This window comes from Sphaerisporangium aureirubrum (genome assembly GCF_042658925.1).
GTDB lineage: Bacteria > Actinomycetota > Actinomycetes > Streptosporangiales > Streptosporangiaceae > Sphaerisporangium > Sphaerisporangium aureirubrum.
On record NZ_JBHSRF010000012.1, the window covers coordinates 59,844 to 76,886 of the forward strand.

At 72.9% G+C, this 17,043-nt stretch carries 17 protein-coding genes; 4 read left to right on the forward strand and 13 right to left on the reverse strand.

Annotated elements, in window-relative coordinates:
* Positions 1-10: 10 nt before the first annotated feature.
* Entirely contained in the window at positions 11-1,279 is a 1,269-nt protein-coding gene (locus ACFP1K_RS11765) for a cytochrome P450 family protein (RefSeq protein WP_380750586.1), read from the forward strand.
* A 93-nt stretch (positions 1,280-1,372) separates the two neighbouring features.
* On the opposite strand, the gene ACFP1K_RS11770 is transcribed toward ACFP1K_RS11765, so the two are convergent.
* Positions 1,373-2,368, reverse strand: coding sequence for an aldo/keto reductase (locus tag ACFP1K_RS11770; RefSeq protein ID WP_380750592.1), 996 nt, complete (start codon positions 2,366-2,368; stop codon positions 1,373-1,375).
* A gap of 143 nt (positions 2,369-2,511) precedes the next feature.
* Between ACFP1K_RS11770 and ACFP1K_RS11775 the strand changes: the two genes are divergently transcribed.
* On the forward strand, positions 2,512-3,237 hold the full coding sequence (locus ACFP1K_RS11775; RefSeq protein ID WP_380750599.1) for a TetR/AcrR family transcriptional regulator: 726 nt from the start codon (positions 2,512-2,514) through the stop codon (positions 3,235-3,237).
* A 5-nt stretch (positions 3,238-3,242) separates the two neighbouring features.
* Here the strand turns inward: ACFP1K_RS11775 and ACFP1K_RS11780 are convergent, their stop codons facing one another.
* The 12 genes from ACFP1K_RS11780 to lanKC form a co-directional block, all read right to left on the reverse strand.
* Entirely contained in the window at positions 3,243-3,812 is a 570-nt protein-coding gene (locus ACFP1K_RS11780) for an alkaline shock response membrane anchor protein AmaP (protein WP_380750602.1), read from the reverse strand.
* A gap of 21 nt (positions 3,813-3,833) precedes the next feature.
* On the reverse strand, positions 3,834-4,403 hold the full coding sequence (locus ACFP1K_RS11785) for a DUF6286 domain-containing protein (protein WP_380750604.1): 570 nt from the start codon (positions 4,401-4,403) through the stop codon (positions 3,834-3,836).
* Complete coding sequence (locus ACFP1K_RS11790; protein WP_380750607.1) at positions 4,400-4,879, reverse strand: Asp23/Gls24 family envelope stress response protein; 480 nt, start codon at positions 4,877-4,879, stop codon at positions 4,400-4,402. The genes ACFP1K_RS11785 and ACFP1K_RS11790 overlap by 4 nt, the downstream gene beginning before the upstream one ends.
* 173 nt (positions 4,880-5,052) lie before the next feature.
* Entirely contained in the window at positions 5,053-5,247 is a 195-nt protein-coding gene (locus ACFP1K_RS11795) for a hypothetical protein (protein WP_380750610.1), read from the reverse strand.
* 50 nt (positions 5,248-5,297) lie between these two features.
* On the reverse strand, positions 5,298-5,789 hold the full coding sequence (locus ACFP1K_RS11800) for a hypothetical protein (protein WP_380750613.1): 492 nt from the start codon (positions 5,787-5,789) through the stop codon (positions 5,298-5,300).
* Entirely contained in the window at positions 5,786-6,250 is a 465-nt protein-coding gene (locus ACFP1K_RS11805) for an Asp23/Gls24 family envelope stress response protein (RefSeq protein ID WP_380750616.1), read from the reverse strand. The genes ACFP1K_RS11800 and ACFP1K_RS11805 overlap by 4 nt, the downstream gene beginning before the upstream one ends.
* A gap of 149 nt (positions 6,251-6,399) precedes the next feature.
* On the reverse strand, positions 6,400-8,187 hold the full coding sequence (locus ACFP1K_RS11810; RefSeq protein ID WP_380750620.1) for an ATP-binding cassette domain-containing protein: 1,788 nt from the start codon (positions 8,185-8,187) through the stop codon (positions 6,400-6,402).
* Entirely contained in the window at positions 8,184-10,412 is a 2,229-nt protein-coding gene (locus ACFP1K_RS11815) for an ABC transporter ATP-binding protein (protein WP_380750626.1), read from the reverse strand. The genes ACFP1K_RS11810 and ACFP1K_RS11815 overlap by 4 nt, the downstream gene beginning before the upstream one ends.
* 94 nt (positions 10,413-10,506) lie before the next feature.
* Positions 10,507-10,632, reverse strand: a complete 126-nt coding sequence (locus tag ACFP1K_RS11820) for a SapB/AmfS family lanthipeptide (RefSeq protein ID WP_380750629.1) — start codon at positions 10,630-10,632, stop codon at positions 10,507-10,509.
* Positions 10,633-10,702: 70 nt separating this feature from the next.
* Positions 10,703-10,828 (reverse strand): SapB/AmfS family lanthipeptide, encoded by a 126-nt coding sequence (locus ACFP1K_RS11825; RefSeq protein WP_380750629.1) that lies wholly within the window; start codon positions 10,826-10,828, stop codon positions 10,703-10,705.
* Positions 10,829-10,898: 70 nt separating this feature from the next.
* Positions 10,899-11,021 (reverse strand): SapB/AmfS family lanthipeptide, encoded by a 123-nt coding sequence (locus ACFP1K_RS11830; RefSeq protein ID WP_380750632.1) that lies wholly within the window; start codon positions 11,019-11,021, stop codon positions 10,899-10,901.
* 14 nt (positions 11,022-11,035) lie between these two features.
* Positions 11,036-13,642 carry a class III lanthionine synthetase LanKC gene (gene lanKC / locus ACFP1K_RS11835; protein WP_380750635.1) on the reverse strand — a complete coding sequence of 869 codons (2,607 nt, stop codon included), beginning with the start codon at positions 13,640-13,642 and terminating at the stop codon, positions 11,036-11,038.
* 714 nt (positions 13,643-14,356) lie between these two features.
* Here lanKC and ACFP1K_RS11840 point away from each other — a divergent pair.
* Positions 14,357-16,174, forward strand: a complete 1,818-nt coding sequence (locus ACFP1K_RS11840; protein WP_380750638.1) for an aminotransferase class I/II-fold pyridoxal phosphate-dependent enzyme — start codon at positions 14,357-14,359, stop codon at positions 16,172-16,174.
* A gap of 104 nt (positions 16,175-16,278) precedes the next feature.
* Positions 16,279-17,025 carry a polyphosphate--glucose phosphotransferase gene (gene ppgK / locus ACFP1K_RS11845; RefSeq protein WP_380750641.1) on the forward strand — a complete coding sequence of 249 codons (747 nt, stop codon included), beginning with the start codon at positions 16,279-16,281 and terminating at the stop codon, positions 17,023-17,025.
* Positions 17,026-17,043: the final 18 nt, after the last annotated feature.

Sequence of the window (17,043 nt, forward strand, 5' to 3'; positions counted from 1 at the left end):
GAGGGCAAGCATGAGCACCACCGCCGGCCAGGACGCACCCGGGGGACCCGGGGTGGTCCGGTTGCTCGATCCAGAGCTGATGCGCGACCCCTTCACCGCCTACGCCCGCATCAGGGAACGGGCCCCGCTGGTCCAGGGGTCGTTCCTCGGGCAGGACCAGCTGCTGTGGCTGGTCACCCGCTACGACGACGTCAAGACCGTGCTCGGCGACCACCGCTTCGTCAACAACCCGGCGCACGTCCCCGGCCTCGACGTCGGCAACCTCCGCGAGAAGGTCATCGCGGCCCGCGGCATCCCGCCCGAGTACGCCAGGTACATCCTGGAGAGCATCCTGGACGCGGACGGCGAGGACCACCTGCGGCTGCGGCGGCTGGTGTCCCGCACGTTCACCGCGCGCCGGGTCATGGAGCTGCGGCCCCGGGTGGAGCAGATCACCGAGGACCTCCTCGACCGCCTGCCGGACAACGCCGAGGACGGCGTCGTCGACCTGATGCCCCACTTCGCCTACCCGCTGCCGATCACGGTCATCTGCGAGCTGGTCGGCATCCCCGAGGAGGACCGCGCGCTGTGGCGGGAGTGGGGCAAGCAGTTGTTCAGCCAGGACGGCCTGGCCAAGGCGGTGGGCGACCTGGTCCACTACATCGAGGACCTCATCGCGCGCCGCCGCGCCGCCCCCGCCGACGACCTGCTCACGGGCCTGATCCGCACCCACGACGAGGACGGCGACCGCCTCACCGACACCGAGATGGTCACGATGGTGCTCACCCTGGTGCTGGCGGGCCACGAGACCACCGCCCACCTGATCGGCAACGGCACCGCCGCGCTGCTCACCCACCCCGACCAGCTCGCCCTCCTGCGCGGGGACATGTCCCTGATGCCGCGCGCCGTCCACGAGCTGATGCGCTGGTGCGGCCCCATCCAGGGCACCCGCATCCGCTACGCGGCCGAGGACGTCGAGCTCGGCGGCATGACCGTGCCGAAGGGCGCCCCGGTGATGGCGATGCTGGTCGGCGCCAACTACGACCCCCGGGAGTTCGACGACCCCGAGCGCCTGGACATCACCCGCGAGCCGGACGGCCGCAGGGAGACCCACGTCGGCTTCGGCAGCGGCCTCCACTACTGCCTCGGCGCCGCACTCGCCCGCCAGGAGGGCGAGGTCGCCTTCGAGGCCCTCCTGCGCCGCTACCCCGGCCTGTCCCTGGCCGTCCCCCCGGCGGAACTGGAACGCGAACCCCTCCCGGGCTCGTGGCGCCTGGCCCGCCTGCCACTCCGTCTCTGACGGGCCCTGGCCTTCGCGGCTCTGACGCCTCCGGCGCCCGGCCCGTCCGTCCCTGCGGCCCTGACCGGTGTCAGGGCCGCGGGCGGCGGGGGCTCACTTCTCGCTGTCCAGCGACGCGAGCTGGGGACCGGCGTAGCGGCCCCCGGCCGCGGCGTCGGCGGGGACGGCGCGTTCGATGGCCGCGAGGTCATCGGGGGTGAGCTTCAGGTCGGCGGCACCGAGGGACTCGGTGAGGCGGCTGCGGCGCCGGGCGCCGACGAGGGGCACGATGTCCTCGCCGCGGGAGGCGACCCACGCCACGGCCACCTGCGCGACCGTCGCGCTCCGGCCGTCGGCGATCTCGCGCAGCGCCTGGACCAGCTCCAGGTTGCGGCGCAGGTTGTCGCCCTGGAACCGGGGGCTGTTGGCGCGGAAGTCCCGGGCGCCGAGCTCGCGGTCCGGCGTCCAGTGGCCGCTGAGCAGGCCGCGGGACAGCACGCCGTACGCGGTGACGCCGATGCCGAGCTCCCGGGCGACCGGGAGGATCTCCCGCTCGATGCCGCGCGACAGCAGTGAGTACTCGATCTGCAGGTCGGCGACGGGGTGCACGGCGTTCGCCCGGCGCAGCGTCTCCGCGCCCACCTCGGACAGGCCGATGTGACGCACGTACCCCGCCTGGATCAGTTCGGCGATGGCGCCCACGGTGTCCTCGATGGGGACGTCCGGGTCCAGGCGGGCCGGCCGGTAGATGTCGATGTGATCGGTGCCGAGCCGCCGCAGGCTGTACGCGGCGAAGTTCTTCACCGCCGCGGGGCGGGCGTCGTGCCCGACCCACCCGCCGGCCGGGTCGCGCAGCGCGCCGAACTTCACGCTGACGACCACCTTGTCCCGGTCCCGCCCGGCCAGCGCCTTCCGCAGGAGCATCTCGTTGTCTCCCATGCCGTAGAAGTCGCCGGTGTCCATCAGGGTGATGCCCGCGTCGAGCGCCGCGTGGACCGTGGCGATCGACTCGGCCTCGTCCGCCGGGCCGTACAGGTCGGACATGCCCATCAGGCCGAGGCCGAGGACCGAGACGGTGGGTCCGGTGTTGCCGAGAGCACGAGTACGCATGGATGTCTCCCAAGTTTCCGGCGCCGCGCCGGGCGCCATGACTTCCCCGGGCGACGCCCTCCAACGGACCGCATCGCCGCTAACTCCTTCACGTTATCACCGCTACCTTAGCAACGCTACCCGTGCGCTGTTATCATCGATATATGACCGGTGAGACGCTGCCAGGCAGCACCAGGGACCGCGTGCTGCGCGCGGCGGCCGACCTCCTCGCCCAAGGAGGCAGGGAGGCCGTCTCCACCCGCGCGGTGAGCGCCGCCGCCGGCATCCAGGCGCCGACGCTGTACCGCCTGTTCGGCGACAAGGACGGCCTGCTCGCCGCGGTGGCGGCGTACGGCTTCGAGGAGTACCTGGTCGGCAAGCTGGCGATGGGTGAGACCGACGACCCCGTCACCGACCTGCGCCGCGGCTGGGACCTCCACGTGGAGTTCGGCCTGACCCGCCCGGCCTTCTACACCCTGATGTACGGCGACGCCCGCCCCGGCCAGGGCACCCCCGCCGCCCAGGAGGCCACCCGCCTCCTGCACCGCCTCATCTCCCGGGTGGCCGCCGCCGGGCGCCTGCGCACCGGGGTCGAGCGCGCCGCCCAGCTGGTCCACTCCGCCGGGGTTGGCGTGACCCTCACCCTCATCGCCACGCCTCCCGAGCACCGCGACCCCGAGCTGTCCCCCACCACCCGGGAGGCCATCCTCCAGGCCGTCACCACCGACCGCGTCCCGGGCGTCACCCCGCCCACCCCCCGCGACCTGGTCACCGACCGCGCCATGGCCCTGCGCGCCGCGCTGACCGTCCACCCCGCCCTGCCCGACTGCCGTCTCACCGGAGCCGAGCACGAGCTGCTCGTCGAATGGCTGGACCGCCTGTCCCACTGAGGGGTTCAGTGCGGGATCGGGTGGGCCGCGCGGCCGTGCGCCGCGCGGATCCGGATGACGGCGGGGAGACGGTCGCTCTCCAGCGCGTGCCGCAGGCGGGCGACGCCCTGCTGCGCGCGTCGCCCGGCTGCGGCCGGGTCGGCGTCCCCGGGGAGGCTGATGTTCAGCGCGAGCCCGGGGTCGGTGGGAGCGCCGCGGAATCCGGCGTGCACCCGTTCCCCGTACGGCCCGTGGTCCAGCTCCTCCTCGATCGCCCCCGCCGCGGCCCGCGCGCCGAGGCGGGTCGTGCCGTGCCCGGTGTCCGGCTCCAGGTCCAGATAGGTGACCCCGCCCGGACGCGCCTGGACGAACAACCACCGCAGCGCCAGCAGCGCCACCACCAGCGCGACCAGTCCCAGCACCGGCCACAGCCACACCTGGGTGTCCGCCAGCCGCCGCACGTCCGCCGGGACGAGGGGCCCCGGGGGCCCGTACAGCCCGAGCGCCCGCGTCAGCGCCGCCGCCCCGGCCAGCGTGAGAAGCAGACCTACCAGCGTCAGTCCGACGCGATTCGCCCGAGCCGTACGGTCGTTCATCGACGTCCTCCCGTCATCCGTTCAGTGGCCTCTGTGTCTTACGTCCACCCGGACCCGCGGCGGCCGCAGCGGCGCCAGCTCCTCCAGGTGGTGCTCCATCGTCGCGGTCACCCGTTCCGGCAGGTCGCCGGGCTCGCGCAGCGGCGTGGTGACCCGCACGTCCAGGCGGCGCCGGCCAAGGCGCACCCGGGCCCGCGACACCCCGTCCACCTGGTCCGCCACGGACGCCAGGTGCCGCCGCGCCGCGCCCGGCGTGATGCCGACCACCGAGTTCGGGTCCGCCGAGGCGAGCGGGATCAGCCGTGGCCGGCCCGGTATCAGGCCGAACCCCAGCAGGACCAGGCCCGCCAGGCAGGCCAGCGAGCTCGCGACCAGCGTCGCCGGATCGGCCCAGTTGGCCGCCGCCCACCCCATCGTCCGCTCCAGGGCGGGCAGCCGGACCGGGCTTCCCGCCGTCGCCGCGATCGCGCCCACCAGTGTCAGGATCGCTGCCGCGGCCAGCAGGGCCGCCACCACGATCGCCGGGATCGTCCGGTGCGGCCGGAACGCCCGTGCCGCGTGGCGCCAGGCTCCTCGATCGGACGTGCTCATGGTCTTACCTCTTCGTCGCGCAGGGCCGGCTCGGGGCCGGGCAGCAGGCGGTCCACGTCGATGTCGATCTGGCGGACGTCCAGGCCGGTGAGGTCGTGGACGCGGCTGGTCACGTGGTCGCGGACACGCCGGGTCACCTGGCGCACGGGGGAGGGGTAGGCGACCGAGAGGTGGACATGCAGGGTGGCCAGTTTCCCGTCGACGTGACCGGTCACCCGGGGCGTCGCCCCGGGAGCGTCATGGCCGATGGTCACGCCGAGCACACGGCGTGCGGCCCGGCCCGCCTCGTCCACCTCGGCCGCGGCCCTCGCCGCGATCCCCTCCAGGACACGATCGGAGATCCGGGTACGGCCCCGCCCCTCCGGCGCGCTCCGGGCACCGGACCCGCCCCCCGCAGCCGGTCCCGATGGACCCGCCCGCGTCGCGCCGAAGGGCTCCGCCGGCTTCGTCCCGAAGGGCTCCGTATCCGCGGGCATCCTCCCGAAGGGCTCCGTCGGAGTGTGGTCCGCGGGCTCTCCCGGGGTCTGGCCCGAAGGGTCCGCCGGGATGTGACCCCACGGCTCCGTCGGGGTGTGACCCGCGGGCTCTCCCTGGGGGTGGCCCGAGGGCTCCGCCGGAGTGGGGCCGTCCGGGTGGGGTGTGCCGGTGTTCACGACGAACGCCTCCGGCCGAGCATGCCGCTCATGTCCATGCTGCTGCCGCTCATCGCCCGCCCGGCCAGGAAGCCCAGCACGCTGAGCACCAGCACGATGAGGAACACCGTGAACCCGCCGAACGAGCCGGCGAAGCCCAGCGCGGTCCCCCACAACAGGCCGATCATCGGCCACCAGCGGGTCTCATCCATATCGCTCACCTTCCCCTGTGTCGCGGCCCGTCCCCGGACCCCCGTGCCGGTCACCGCCGGTCCTTCGCCGGGCCCGGCGGGCGCACGTCCTCGACGTGCACGTCCACCGGCTCGCCGGGCACCAGGGGCTGGACGGCGGCGCGTACCCGGGCCGCCACGCCTGCGAGCGGGCGGCCGTACTCCGCGACCACGGCGATCCGCACCCCCTGGTCCCGCACGGCCACCCCGCGCACCGTGCGCCTGGCGAGGTGGGTGGCCACCGTCCCGGCGGCCATGTCCACCACCCCGGGGCACGCGCGCACGACCTGGGCGATCCGGTCCGCCAGGTCACCGGCCCGGGTCTCCGCCGGGACGCTCCCGGCGGCCCGGGTCCCCTGCGGCGTCTCCCCGCCCGGGACGGCCATCAGCGCCCGCCCGGCACCGGTCCGGTCCGCCCTCGCCGGGCTCGCCGGGTCGCCGTGGCGCTCCGTCCGCACGTCCGCCGCCCGGTCCGGGGCCCGCGGGCCTTTCCGGGACGGGCGGGCCGAGCCCGAGGCGCTCATCGGACCCGGGACTCCTCCGGCTCGGGTTCCTCGCCGGGGATGTGGATGTCCTGCACGGCGATGTTGACCTCGGTGACCTCCAGGCCGCACATCTTCTCCACGGCGTTGATCACGTTGCGCCGGACACCCGAGGCGAGGTCGGGGATGGAGACCCCGTACTCGATGATCAGGTCCAGGTCGACGGCGGCCTGGCGTTCGCCGACCTCGACCGTGACACCCTGCGTCGGGCTGGTCCCGCCCGACAGGCGCTCCCGTACGGCGCCGAGGGCGCGGGTCATCCCGGAGCCCAGGGTGTGAACCCCGGTGACCTCCCGGGCGGCCATCCCGGCGATCTTGGCGACCACCGTGTCGGCGATCACGGTCCTGCCGTGCTCGGTCATCAGGGCGGTGCCGCCTTCGCGTGGCCTCGGACGCGGTACGTCCCCGGCTCGCTGTACGGTCTCGTGCCTCTGTGTGCTCATCTTGTCCCCCGTTCCCGCGGGCCCCTCCCGAGCCGCCCGGTAGGACGGGCGGGGAGGGCACGGCGGGCAGACACGCTCACACTTCATCAGGGGTTATGCCCTGATTTGTCAGGTTTACCCGTTTTGATGGAACAGGCGATCCGCCGGGGTCACACGCCGGCGGGCGCGGGGGCCTCCCAGTGGCCCATCAGGTCCCGGTAGAGCGGCGACGCCGTCACCAGCTCGGAGTGCGTACCGCTCACCGCCCGGCTGCCGTCCATCACGAGGATCCGCCGCGCGCGCAGGGCCGAGGTGAGGCGGTGCGCGACGACGATCAGCGTGCCGTCCCTGCGGGCGAACGCCTCCTCGGCCCGCGCCTCGGCGGCCGGGTCCAGATGGCAGGTCGCCTCGTCCAGCAGTACCAGCCGGGCCGGGGACAGATAGGCCCGGGTCAGCGCGACGAGCTGCCGCTCACCGGACGACAGCGTCCCCGGATCGATCTCGGCCGCGTACCCGCCCAGCCTGGCCGCGAGGCCCGTCATCCCGAGCGCCTCCACGGCCGCGTCCATCTCCCGCCGGCCGGGCGTCCCCGCGAGGTACGCCAGGTTCTCCTCGAGCGTGCCGCGGAAGACGTACGCCTCCTGCGGGATGAGCACCCGCACCCGGCTCAACGCGCCCCGGTCCAGCGCGTCCACCGGCACGCCCCCGATCAGCACGCGGCCCTCTTTAGGCCGCAGCACCCCCGCCGCCAGCGCCGCCACCGTCGACTTGCCGATCCCGCTCGGCCCCACCACCGCCAGATGCTCCCCATCGCGCACGGTCAGATCAAGCCCCTCCACCACCGGCTCGGCCCCCAGCCCGTACGCGAACGTCACCCCCCGCATGCGCAACAGGCCCTCCCGGGGCGGTCTCGGCCCGTGGCCGCTCGGGGCCGTCGCGTTCCCGGGGGCGGGACGGCCACCCGGCGTCCTCGGGCTGGACGGCCCGTGCTCGCCCGGCGCGGCGGGGGAGGGGCGGGCGCCGGTGGACAGGATGCGTTCCAGTGCGACCGTCAGGCGTACGCCGTTCACGCCGACGCCCTGGACGAGGCTGCCGAGCGCGGGGGTGAGCGACTGGGCGATGTAGGTCAGCGTGCCGAGCACCACCCCGGCGGTCGCGCCCGCACGGACCAGGGACGGGGTGGCGGCGAGCACCAGCAGGATGGGCAGCCACCCGCCCACGGCGAGCGAGAGCGTGCGGACGGCGGTGAGACGGGCCAGGCCGGTGGCGGCCCGCGCCTGCTCGTCCACGGTCCGCCCGACGCGCGCCGCCACCCGGCCCTCGGCGCCGCAGGCCCGCACGTCCCGCAGCCCGTCCACCATGGTGGCCAGCGCGGACGCCGTGCCCTCCTCGGCGAGGATGGCCCGCCGCTGCCGCGCCGCCATGGCGGGCAGCGACATCAGGAAGAGCGCGAGCCCGCCGACCAGCGGCAGCAGCACCAGCGGCAGGATCGACCCCATCAGCGACAGCACGCCGAGCACCACGCCGGTCACCGAGAACACGAACGACCTCACCACCGCGATCACCGCGGCGAACGAGTCCCTCGCCAGCTCCACCTGCCGGTTCAGCCGGGCGACGGCCGCGGTGTCCGGCCCTCGCCCCGAGCCCGCCGCCCGGTGCAGGGTCCCCGCCACCACATAGCCCAGCAGATCATCACGGAACGGCTCCACGATCCCGGCGATGGACATCAGCGTCTGCCGTGCCCCCACCGCCGCGGCGATCCAGGCCCCCGCGAGGATGCACAACCAGCCCAGCCCGACCGACGGCCGCCCCGCCGCGAACCCGTCGTCCAGCGCGTGCGCGATCGCCAGCCCCGACACGAACGACGGCGCCGTCTCCGCGAACGACCACAGGAACAGCCGCACCAGATGCCGCGGCCTCCGCACCAAGGCGGCTCGCAGAACCCCCGGAACCGTCATCGCCCCTCCCCGCACCGCGACACCCTGACCGAAGGCACGTCCTCCGCGGACCCCGCGTCCCCACCGGCCTCGTCGGCATGGACATGGATCACGACGTCCAACGGCGGTGTGTTCTCGATGGCCCGATCCCCGAAACGAGTCCCCCGCAACGGCGGCGTCGTCCTGCCCACCCGCGGCCTGACCCCGATCCCCTCCGCCCGCAGCTCATCCATCGGCGGCAGAGGACCAGCCACCGGCCCCGCCGTCGGAGGTATCGCGTCGGACGATTCCAGGACCGGTGACGAAGGACGCATCGCTTCGAAAGGCGTGACCACGGATCCCGGCTCGGGAAGCGTGGCGCCGGAGGGCTGGTCTGCCGGTGAGGACTCGGCCACCTCGAAGATGGCGCGGTAGGCGGGGTCCTGCCAGAGGACGTCGTGTGGGCCCTGCGCGCGGACGCGGCCTTCGTCCAGCCAGACGACCAGGTCGGCGCGGGCGGCGGTGGTGGCGCGGTGGGCGACGATCAGGCGGGTGCGGTCGCGCAGGCGGCCGGTGAGCGCCTGGGCGACCTGGTGCTCGGTGACGGTGTCCAGGCTGGAGGTCGCGTCGTCGAGGATCAGCAGCCGCCCTCCGTGGGCGAACGCCCTGGCCAGCCCGACCCGCTGCCGCTCACCACCGGACATCGGCGCCTCGCCGACAGGCGTGTCGTACGCCCGGGGAAGCTTCCGGATGAACGAGTCCGCCGCGGCGGCCCTGGCCGCGGCCCGCACGATCGCGGCCCCCCGCCCCGAGCCTTTCCCCGCACCTTCCGGCGTCACCTCGCGCTTCGACCCGTTCCCTCCGGCTTCCTCGTCCGGCCCGTTCCGCGCGGCCTTCCGTCCCGCGGTCTCCCCCCGGGTGGTGGTCGGCCGCCCGGCCGCGATGGCGTCGCCGATCGTGGTGCCGAACAGCACGGGCCGCTCGAAGGCGTACGCGACCGCCTCCCGCAGCGCCGTGTGCCGCAGCCGGTGCAACGGAACCCCGTCCAGCAGCACCTCCCCCCGGTCGGGATCCGCCAGCCGCCCCGCCACCGCCGCCAGCAGCGACTTCCCGCTCCCCGACCGCCCCACCACCGCCACCGCCAGCCCTCCCGGCACCTCCAGATCCACGTCACACAACCCGGTCCGCCCGTCCACGTCCACCCCGACCCCCCGGAACTCCAGCCGCCCGCACTCGCCCCCCCGCACAAGGTGGAGGGGACCGTAGGCGGTGGGGGGGTGGGCCAGGAGGTGGTGGAGGCGGTGGGCGGCGGAGCGGGCTCTCGCCAGGCGGTTCAGGTAGCCGAGGGCGCCGGCCAGGCCGGCGCCGAGGACGGCGTAGCGGGCGGCGGCGAACAGGTCGCCGGGGGTCAGGTCGCCGTTGGAGAGGAGGATGCCGCCCACCGCCAGGACGGTGGTCTCCAGGAGGGGGACGACGATCGCCGCCTGGACGCCGGCTCTGGCGTTGACGCGCCACAGAGCCATGCCGTGGCGGCGCAGGCGGGGGAGGGGGGTGAGGACGCGGTGGGTTTCCAGGTCCTCGGTGCCGGCGGCGGCGATGGTGCGGGCGCCGGAGAGTGCGTCGATCAGGCGGGTGGCCAGGTCGCTCTGCGCCTCCTGGTAGCCGGAGGAGACGGTGGTGGTCTCCCGCAGGAACGCGCGAAGGACGAGGCCGATGGCGATCAGCCCGGCCGAGAAGGCGACGGCGAGCCACACGTGGATCAGGGCCAGTACGATCAGCGCCCCGACCGCCGGCACCAGGAGCGCCACCGCGGTGATCATGGATTCGGGGGCGGTGCCGACCTCGTCGGCGTTGGCGCCGGCCCTGGTGACCAGGTCGCCGGCCGGGAAGCGCCGCGAGACGCCGGGCCCGGCGATGAGAATGTGGCGGACCACCCGGCGCCGCATCCACCGCGCCGCCTGCGCGCCGCCGGCTCCGGCGGCGAGGACGGCCACCGCGTCGCAGGCCACCACGGCGACGATCAGTATCGCGCAGGTGACAAAGGCGTCCCCCACGCCGCCACCCGGTGTGACGAGCGCGTCCACCGCGCGGCCGAGAGCGCCGGGGAGCAGAAGCTCGACCACGGCCCCGGTCAGCGCGGTCACCGCGTACACGGCCGGCCACGCGCCGCTGCGGCGCAGTACGTCCCACAACAGCCTGTCACCGGAGACCCGGCCCGGCTCGGGGGTGCCGGTCACCCGGCCGCTCGCCGCCTGGGTGTCCGACATGACGAAGTTTCCCTTCCGATGGTTCGGGAATGAACAAGGCCTGGAGCGGCCGGGCTAGGGCCACCCCAGGCGATTTGTTCAGCTATGCCCTATGTCAGCCGCAGATGATGCTGAGCGAGCTGTTCTCGTGGGGGGTGCACCCCAGGAGGGACAGGTTGCTGCCGCCGCCGCCGTGTCCGCCGTCGGGGGTCTCCATGGTCTGCAGGTCGAGAAGCGCCATGATGGTTCGCCTTCCGTGTTCGTGGTGTGGGAATCGCCAGGGATGAAGCGGGGTACCGCGGAGCCGGTGATCAGCCGCAGATGATGCTGAGCGAGCTGTTCTCGTGGGGCGTGCAGCCCAGGAGGGACAGGTTGCTGCCGCCGCCGCCGTGTCCGCCGTCGGGGGTCTCCATGGTCTGCAGGTCGAGAAGCGCCATGATGGTTCGCCTTCCGTGTTGTTGCTACGTGGGATCGCTGGGAGTGACGCGGTGGTGCCGTACTAGATGATCAGCCGCAGATGATGCTCAGGCTGCTGTTCTCGTGGGGGGTGCACCCCAGGAGGGACAGGTTGCTGCCACCTCCGTGGCCGCCACCGGCTACCTCCATGTCCTGCAGGTCGAGAAGTGCCATGTATTTCACCTCCTTCAGGCGCTCAGCGGGTCCGCCGCCCCGGCCGGAGCGCCGGGAGGGGAGTTCGGGGGGGTAAGGAACGGCAGGTGGACCGGCCGGTCGTGCAGCGCGGCGCCCAGAGCGAGGAGCACTCCGGCGGTGCCGCTCCCGAGGTCCATCGAGAGTCGGAGCAACTGGTTGCCGGGGAACGCCAGCCCGCCGCCGTACGGCATGGCGTGCCAGGCCAGACGGGTGATCTGGCCGGCGATCTCGGGCGCCGCGCGGTCCAGGCCGGGCTGTAGGCCCGCGCACAGGGCGGCGATCATGCCGCCCCGCCCGGCGAAGAGACCGGGCTGCACGTAGTAGTCGAGGGTGGCGACCTGGGCGATGGCCGCGAGCGACTCGCGGAACGTCTCGTCCTCCCGGTGCGCCAGATACAGGGCGAGGACCAGCCCGATGCCGGCCGAGCCCTCGTCGAGGTACGGGTTGGTGCGCCAGCCCTGCTGGACCTGCAGCTGCCCGTCCTCGCGGCGGGTGCAGCGCTTGAGGTCCTGCCGCAGCGCGGTGTGCGCGAGGTCGAGCAGGGCCTCGTCGCCGGTCTCCTCGTACATCCGCACGAAGAGCAGCGCCGGGCCGGCCGAGCCGCGCATCAGCCCGGCGTGCGGGTTGCCGCCTCCGCTGACCTCGGGCACGCTGTCCACGTCGCCGAGCCGGCCGGCCACCATGTCGGTGACCTCGGCGGCGGCCTTCGTCAGGTCGCGCTCGCCGGTGGCCCGCCCGAGATGCAGCAGGTTGAGCCCGATGCCGGACAGGCCCGCGTACAGGCTCTGGCCGAGCCGCTCCCACTTCTCCTTCAGGCACAGGCCGACCAGCTCAAGGGCGTCGCCGCGCCTGCCGAGCGCGTCGAAGGCGTACGCGATGCCGTGCAGGCCGTCGTAGAAGCCGAGGCCGGTGCCGGGCTTGGGGGCGAACGCGCGCTTCCTGAGCCATTCCTCGTGCTCGGTGTGACGCCCGGCGCCGGTCGCCGCCAGGGCGTACAGCACGCCGGCGGCGCCGGACGCCAGGTTGATCCCCCCGCCGGGCTGGAACTGCGCGATGTCGCCGGGGAAGAGCCGGTCGTCGCGCTCTGGGGTGGCGGAGGCCAGGATGGCGCGGGCCGCGGCGTCCCGGACCTCGGCCCAGGGGGCGCGCCCGGGGAGTGGCAGCTCCCGCATCGGCGCGTCATCCTGCCCGTCCTCGCCCCGGATCAGCGCGACCGCCTCGTTCAGGTAGGCGGCCGGCACGGGGAAGGTGCCGGAGACCAGCTCGGCCAGGTGGTTCACCTTGGGCCGGTGGAGGGGGATCAGGACGGTGGACATCGGGGCGAACAGGCCGAGCCGCATGCAGGCCAGGGAGTACCGGTCGGCGTGCACGCCGAGCCGGTCGGCGGGCGGGCAGAAGCCGGGGTGGGCCAGCGTGGGCCGGGCGTTCTTCTCGGCGAGCGTGGCCACCTCGAAGTCGATGAGGACCACGCGGTCGCCGTCGACCAGCACGTTGAACGGGTGCAGGTCGCCGAAGACCACCCCGCGCCCGTGCAGTGTCTCCACGGCGCGGTCGACCCGGCCGAGCATGGCCATGGCCCACTCGGTGAACTCGGCGGCGTGCTCGGGGGTGATCGTCGCCCGGGTGAGCGGGTGCCGTTGCACCGACTCCTGGCTGAGCGTCGTGCCCTCCACGAACTCCTGCACGAGGAAGTGGTGCTCGCCGAGGGTGAAGTAGTCGTACAGCTCGGGGACCACGTCCAGGCCCTTGAGCCGGCCGAGGATGTCGGCCTCGTGCCTGAGGCGGGCGACGGCGTCGCGGCCGACCGCGTCGAGGCCGGCCCACGGCCTGGCCTCCTTGAGCACGACGGTCCGGCCGGAGCGGGTGTCGGTGCCCTTGTAGACCCCGCCGCCGTTGGAGAAGTGGAGCACCTTCTCGACGGTGTACGGCAGGCCCTCCATGGTCACCGAGTTGCGGGCGGCCAGGTGGGGGGCGAGGAAGTCGGGCAGGGTGACCCAGGGCGGCGGGGTGAACGACGGGCCGCGGCGGTCGGGCACCAGGGTGCCGTCGGGGTCCTCGATGGCGAGCACCTGCTCGCGGTTGCCGTCGACGCAGTAGCGCTCGGCGAAGCCGCCGTACCGGACGAACAACGGGCCCTCACCGATGCGCAGGTCGCTGAGGATGTACGGCCCGCGTACGCCGTGCAGCAGCTCGCCGAGCTCCTTGAGCACAAGCTCAAGCTCATCCGCGTCCGCCGGGTACATCGTCACGAGCTTGCCGCTGCCGCCGCGGTCGGCGTACTTGCTGTTGAGCATCATGACCACGCGCGGCCCGCGGAGGAACTTGAACGGAAGCCGGCGGCCGACGCAGTAGTCCCAGACGATGTCGAGGGTCCGCTCCGCGTCGTCCAGGCACGAGGAGATGTGGATCTTCCAGCCCTGGGGGGACAGGGGCCGGTCCTCGGGCATGTAGTGGAACCAGGTGTCGGTGGCGCGGTGCGCCCAGCCGGGGGGGACGTCCCTGGCCGCCGCCGGATAGTCGGGGTGGTCCGAGCGCTTACCGTCGAGGGTGTCGTAAAACAACGGACCGGCCAGGCAATACATCGCGTATTTGTCGATCACGCTGGGCACCCCTCTCATCGCTCGATCGCTAGGAGGAGAATTGCGGATAACCAGACCCCTGCCTAGTGACACTCTCCATTGGTGCTACGGGAGCATGTCACTGTTCGCAACATGACATTCGTCATATTTTTAGGCCCCTAGCTGTGATTAGTTGTGCGGCGGTACTGCATGACTCGCTGCAAATTTCTTTGTTGTGTTGATTTGGGGTGACTTGCGAAGGTCAACATGGCATCTGGCCTGCGATAGAGCTAAGTTCTACCTGGAGCATCCAAGGCTCCGACAGGCACCGAGCGGCTTTCGGTCCACGGTTGTCTGTCAAGGTGGCGAGCGGTTCGAGCCGTCGGCGTCGACCTGGTTCCCGGACTTTTTTCACTGGCTTCTGTTGACGTAGCGCCCCAGCACGATCCCCGATTCCAGGGCCTTCCGGGGGTGCCGGACCGCTCCCGGAGGAAGGGCCGGGGTTTAGGCCCTTTTTCCACGGGTAGACGAAGAAGTTTTTCCGTACGGAGAATCGCGGCCTAAGTCGGAGTTCATGCGTGTACATAAGTATTTGTCCGAAGTTGACCGGTCGACAGGTAAAACGGCGGCGTTGAGGGCGGACGCCTGACGGAGAAGGCCGACGAAAAGCTTTCGCGGCGGGTGAACCGCGCGCCGCGGCCTCACGTACCTCCGGTGTCGCCTCCCGGCGACGCCCGCCGTCATGAGGAGGCCCTGTTGCCTGGTGCCAGCGATGCCGGCACGCCGCGCGCCGAGGCGCACAGCGCGTCGTACTTCTCGCTGCTGCGCGGAAGATCCGGGCTGCGCGACGCGCCGGTGGACTTCTGCATCCCCGCGAACCCGTACTTCCCGACGCCCGAGGTCTTCGAGCTGCTTCAGCAGAACCTCACGACGATCTTGAAGTACTACCCGAGCGACGCCGGCGCCATCACCGCCGAGCTCGCCTCGCTGCTCGGGATGCAGTCGCAGACCCTCGTCATGGGCAACGGCTCGACCGAGCTGATCACCTGGATCGACCACCTGCTGGTGCGCGAGAGCATCGCCGTCCCGGTGCCGACGTTCGGCCGCTGGACCGACCAGCCCCTGGAGACCGGCAAGCGGGTCGACATGTACCGCCTCCCCGAGGCGCAGGGCTTCGCCCTGGACACCGATGACTTCGTCAGGTTCATCCGGGCGCGCGGGTCGCGGGCCGCGGTCATCTGCAACCCGAGCAACCCCGACGGCGGGTTCCTCAGGCGCACCCAGGTCGTCGACCTGCTCGACCGGCTCGCCGACCTGGACCTGGTCGTCGTGGACGAGTCGTTCATCGACTTCGTGGACGAGGAGGTCGACCCGAGCGTCGCGGACGAGGCGGCCCTGCGGTCCAACGTCGTGGTGCTGAAGAGCCTCGGCAAGAACTTCGGCCTGCACGGCATCCGCTTCGGCTACATGGTCGCCAACCCGGCGCTCGCCGGCACGGTGCGCCGCATGCTGCCCAAGTGGAATCTCAACTCCTTCGCCGAGACAGTGGTATTCCTGATGAAGGAGCACGTCCGGTCCTACCAGGAGAGCCTGCGGCTGGTCGCGGCGGACCGCCGCTCGATGTTCCAGCAGCTGTCCTCGCTGCCCGGCCTCAAGGTCTACCCCTCCCAGGGGAACTTCCTGCTGGTACGGCTGCCCGACGGCAAGGACGGCGTGGCGCTGCGCGACCACCTGCTCGCCGTGCACAACCTCCACGTGCGGGAGTGCGGCAACAAGCTCGGCTCCAGCAGCAGGTTCCTCCGCTTCGCCGTCCGCCCCCGCCAGGACGTCAACCGCCTCACCGAGGGCCTCCGCTCCTTCCTCTACAACAGCGGCCAGAACCGCGCCGCCACCGCCGCTCTCACCCCCACCGCCATCACCGCCCCGCCCCCCGCCTACCGGACGGACACCGTGGCGGCGCAGCAGTCCTCGTACCGCACCGACACCGTGGCGGCGCAGCAGTCCTCGTACCGCACCGACACCGTCGCGGCGCAGTCCTCCTACCGTGCGGACACCGCGGCCCCGCCGCAGTCTCCCTACCGGACCGACACCGTGGCGCCCTCACCGTCCCCCTACCGGGCGGACGCCCTGGCGCCGTCACCGTCCCCCTACCGGGACTCCGGGACGCCGCCACCGTCCCCCTACCGGACGGACACGGCCGCCTCCGCGTACCGGCAGGAGCCGATAGCCCCGCCGCCCCCGTCCTACCGCCCGGAACCGGCCACCCCCTCCGCGTACCGCCCCGAGGGGCCCGCGTACCGCCCCGAAGGATCCGCCTACCGCCCCGAGGGATACGCCACCCCCGCGCCGGCGGTGACCGAGACGCCCGTGTACCGGATGGAGCCCCCGCGCCGGGAGGGGACGCAGGGCTATCCCGACGATCCCTTCGTGGTCGGCGGGGACGACCCGCGGCACGGCAGGCTGGACCCGCTGGACCTCAGCACCCGGTGGACCTTCGGGGAGGACACCTCGCCGTTCCGGGCACTCGGCGACGGCCGCGGCGACGGGTCGCGGGGGTACGACCGCAGATCCTGATCCACGACGCGCGAAACGCCCCTCGCACCTGCTAGGACTATGGGGGTCCTGCCGGGGCACTGATTCCTATGGTGCCGAGACCGGCGCAGTGGGTGAGGAGCGGCATGAACGTACTCGGAATCGACATCGGCGGATCCGGGATCAAGGGAGCACCGGTCGACACCGCGACCGGGACCATGATCGAGGAGCGGTGGCGCGTGCTCACGCCCAGCCCCTCCGAGCCGGCCAAGGTGGCGGCCGTGGTCCGCGAGATCGTGGACCACTTCTCGTGGCAAGGCCCGATCGGCATCACCTTCCCGGGCGTGGTGGTCGACGGCGTCACCCGCACGGCGGCGAACGTCGACCACGCCTGGATCGGCCTGGACGCGCGCAAGCTGTTCGCCGAGGCCACCGGCCGCGAGGTGACCGTGCTCAACGACGCCGACGCCGCGGGCATCGCCGAGGCGAGGTTCGGCGCGGGCCACGGCCGGGGTGGCCTGGTGCTCCTGCTGACCTTCGGCACCGGCATCGGCAGCGCACTGATCCAGGACGGCGTCCTCATCGCGAACACCGAGTTCGGCCACCTGGAGCTGGACGGCCACGAGGCCGAGCACCGCGCGTCCGACCACGCCAGGGAGAAGCACGACCTGAGCTGGGACAAGTGGGCCGAGCGGGTGCAGGCGTACCTGGAGCACGTCCGCATGCTGCTGTCCCCGTCGCTGATCATCATCGGCGGCGGCGTGAGCAAGAGGGCCGAGAAGTTCCTCCCGCACATCGACCTCGGGGACACCCCCGTGGTCCCGGCGGAGCTCCTGAACAACGCGGGAATCATCGGCGCCGCCATGGCCGCCGCGCCCCCCGCGCACCCCTGACCCGAGCCGGTCCGTAAG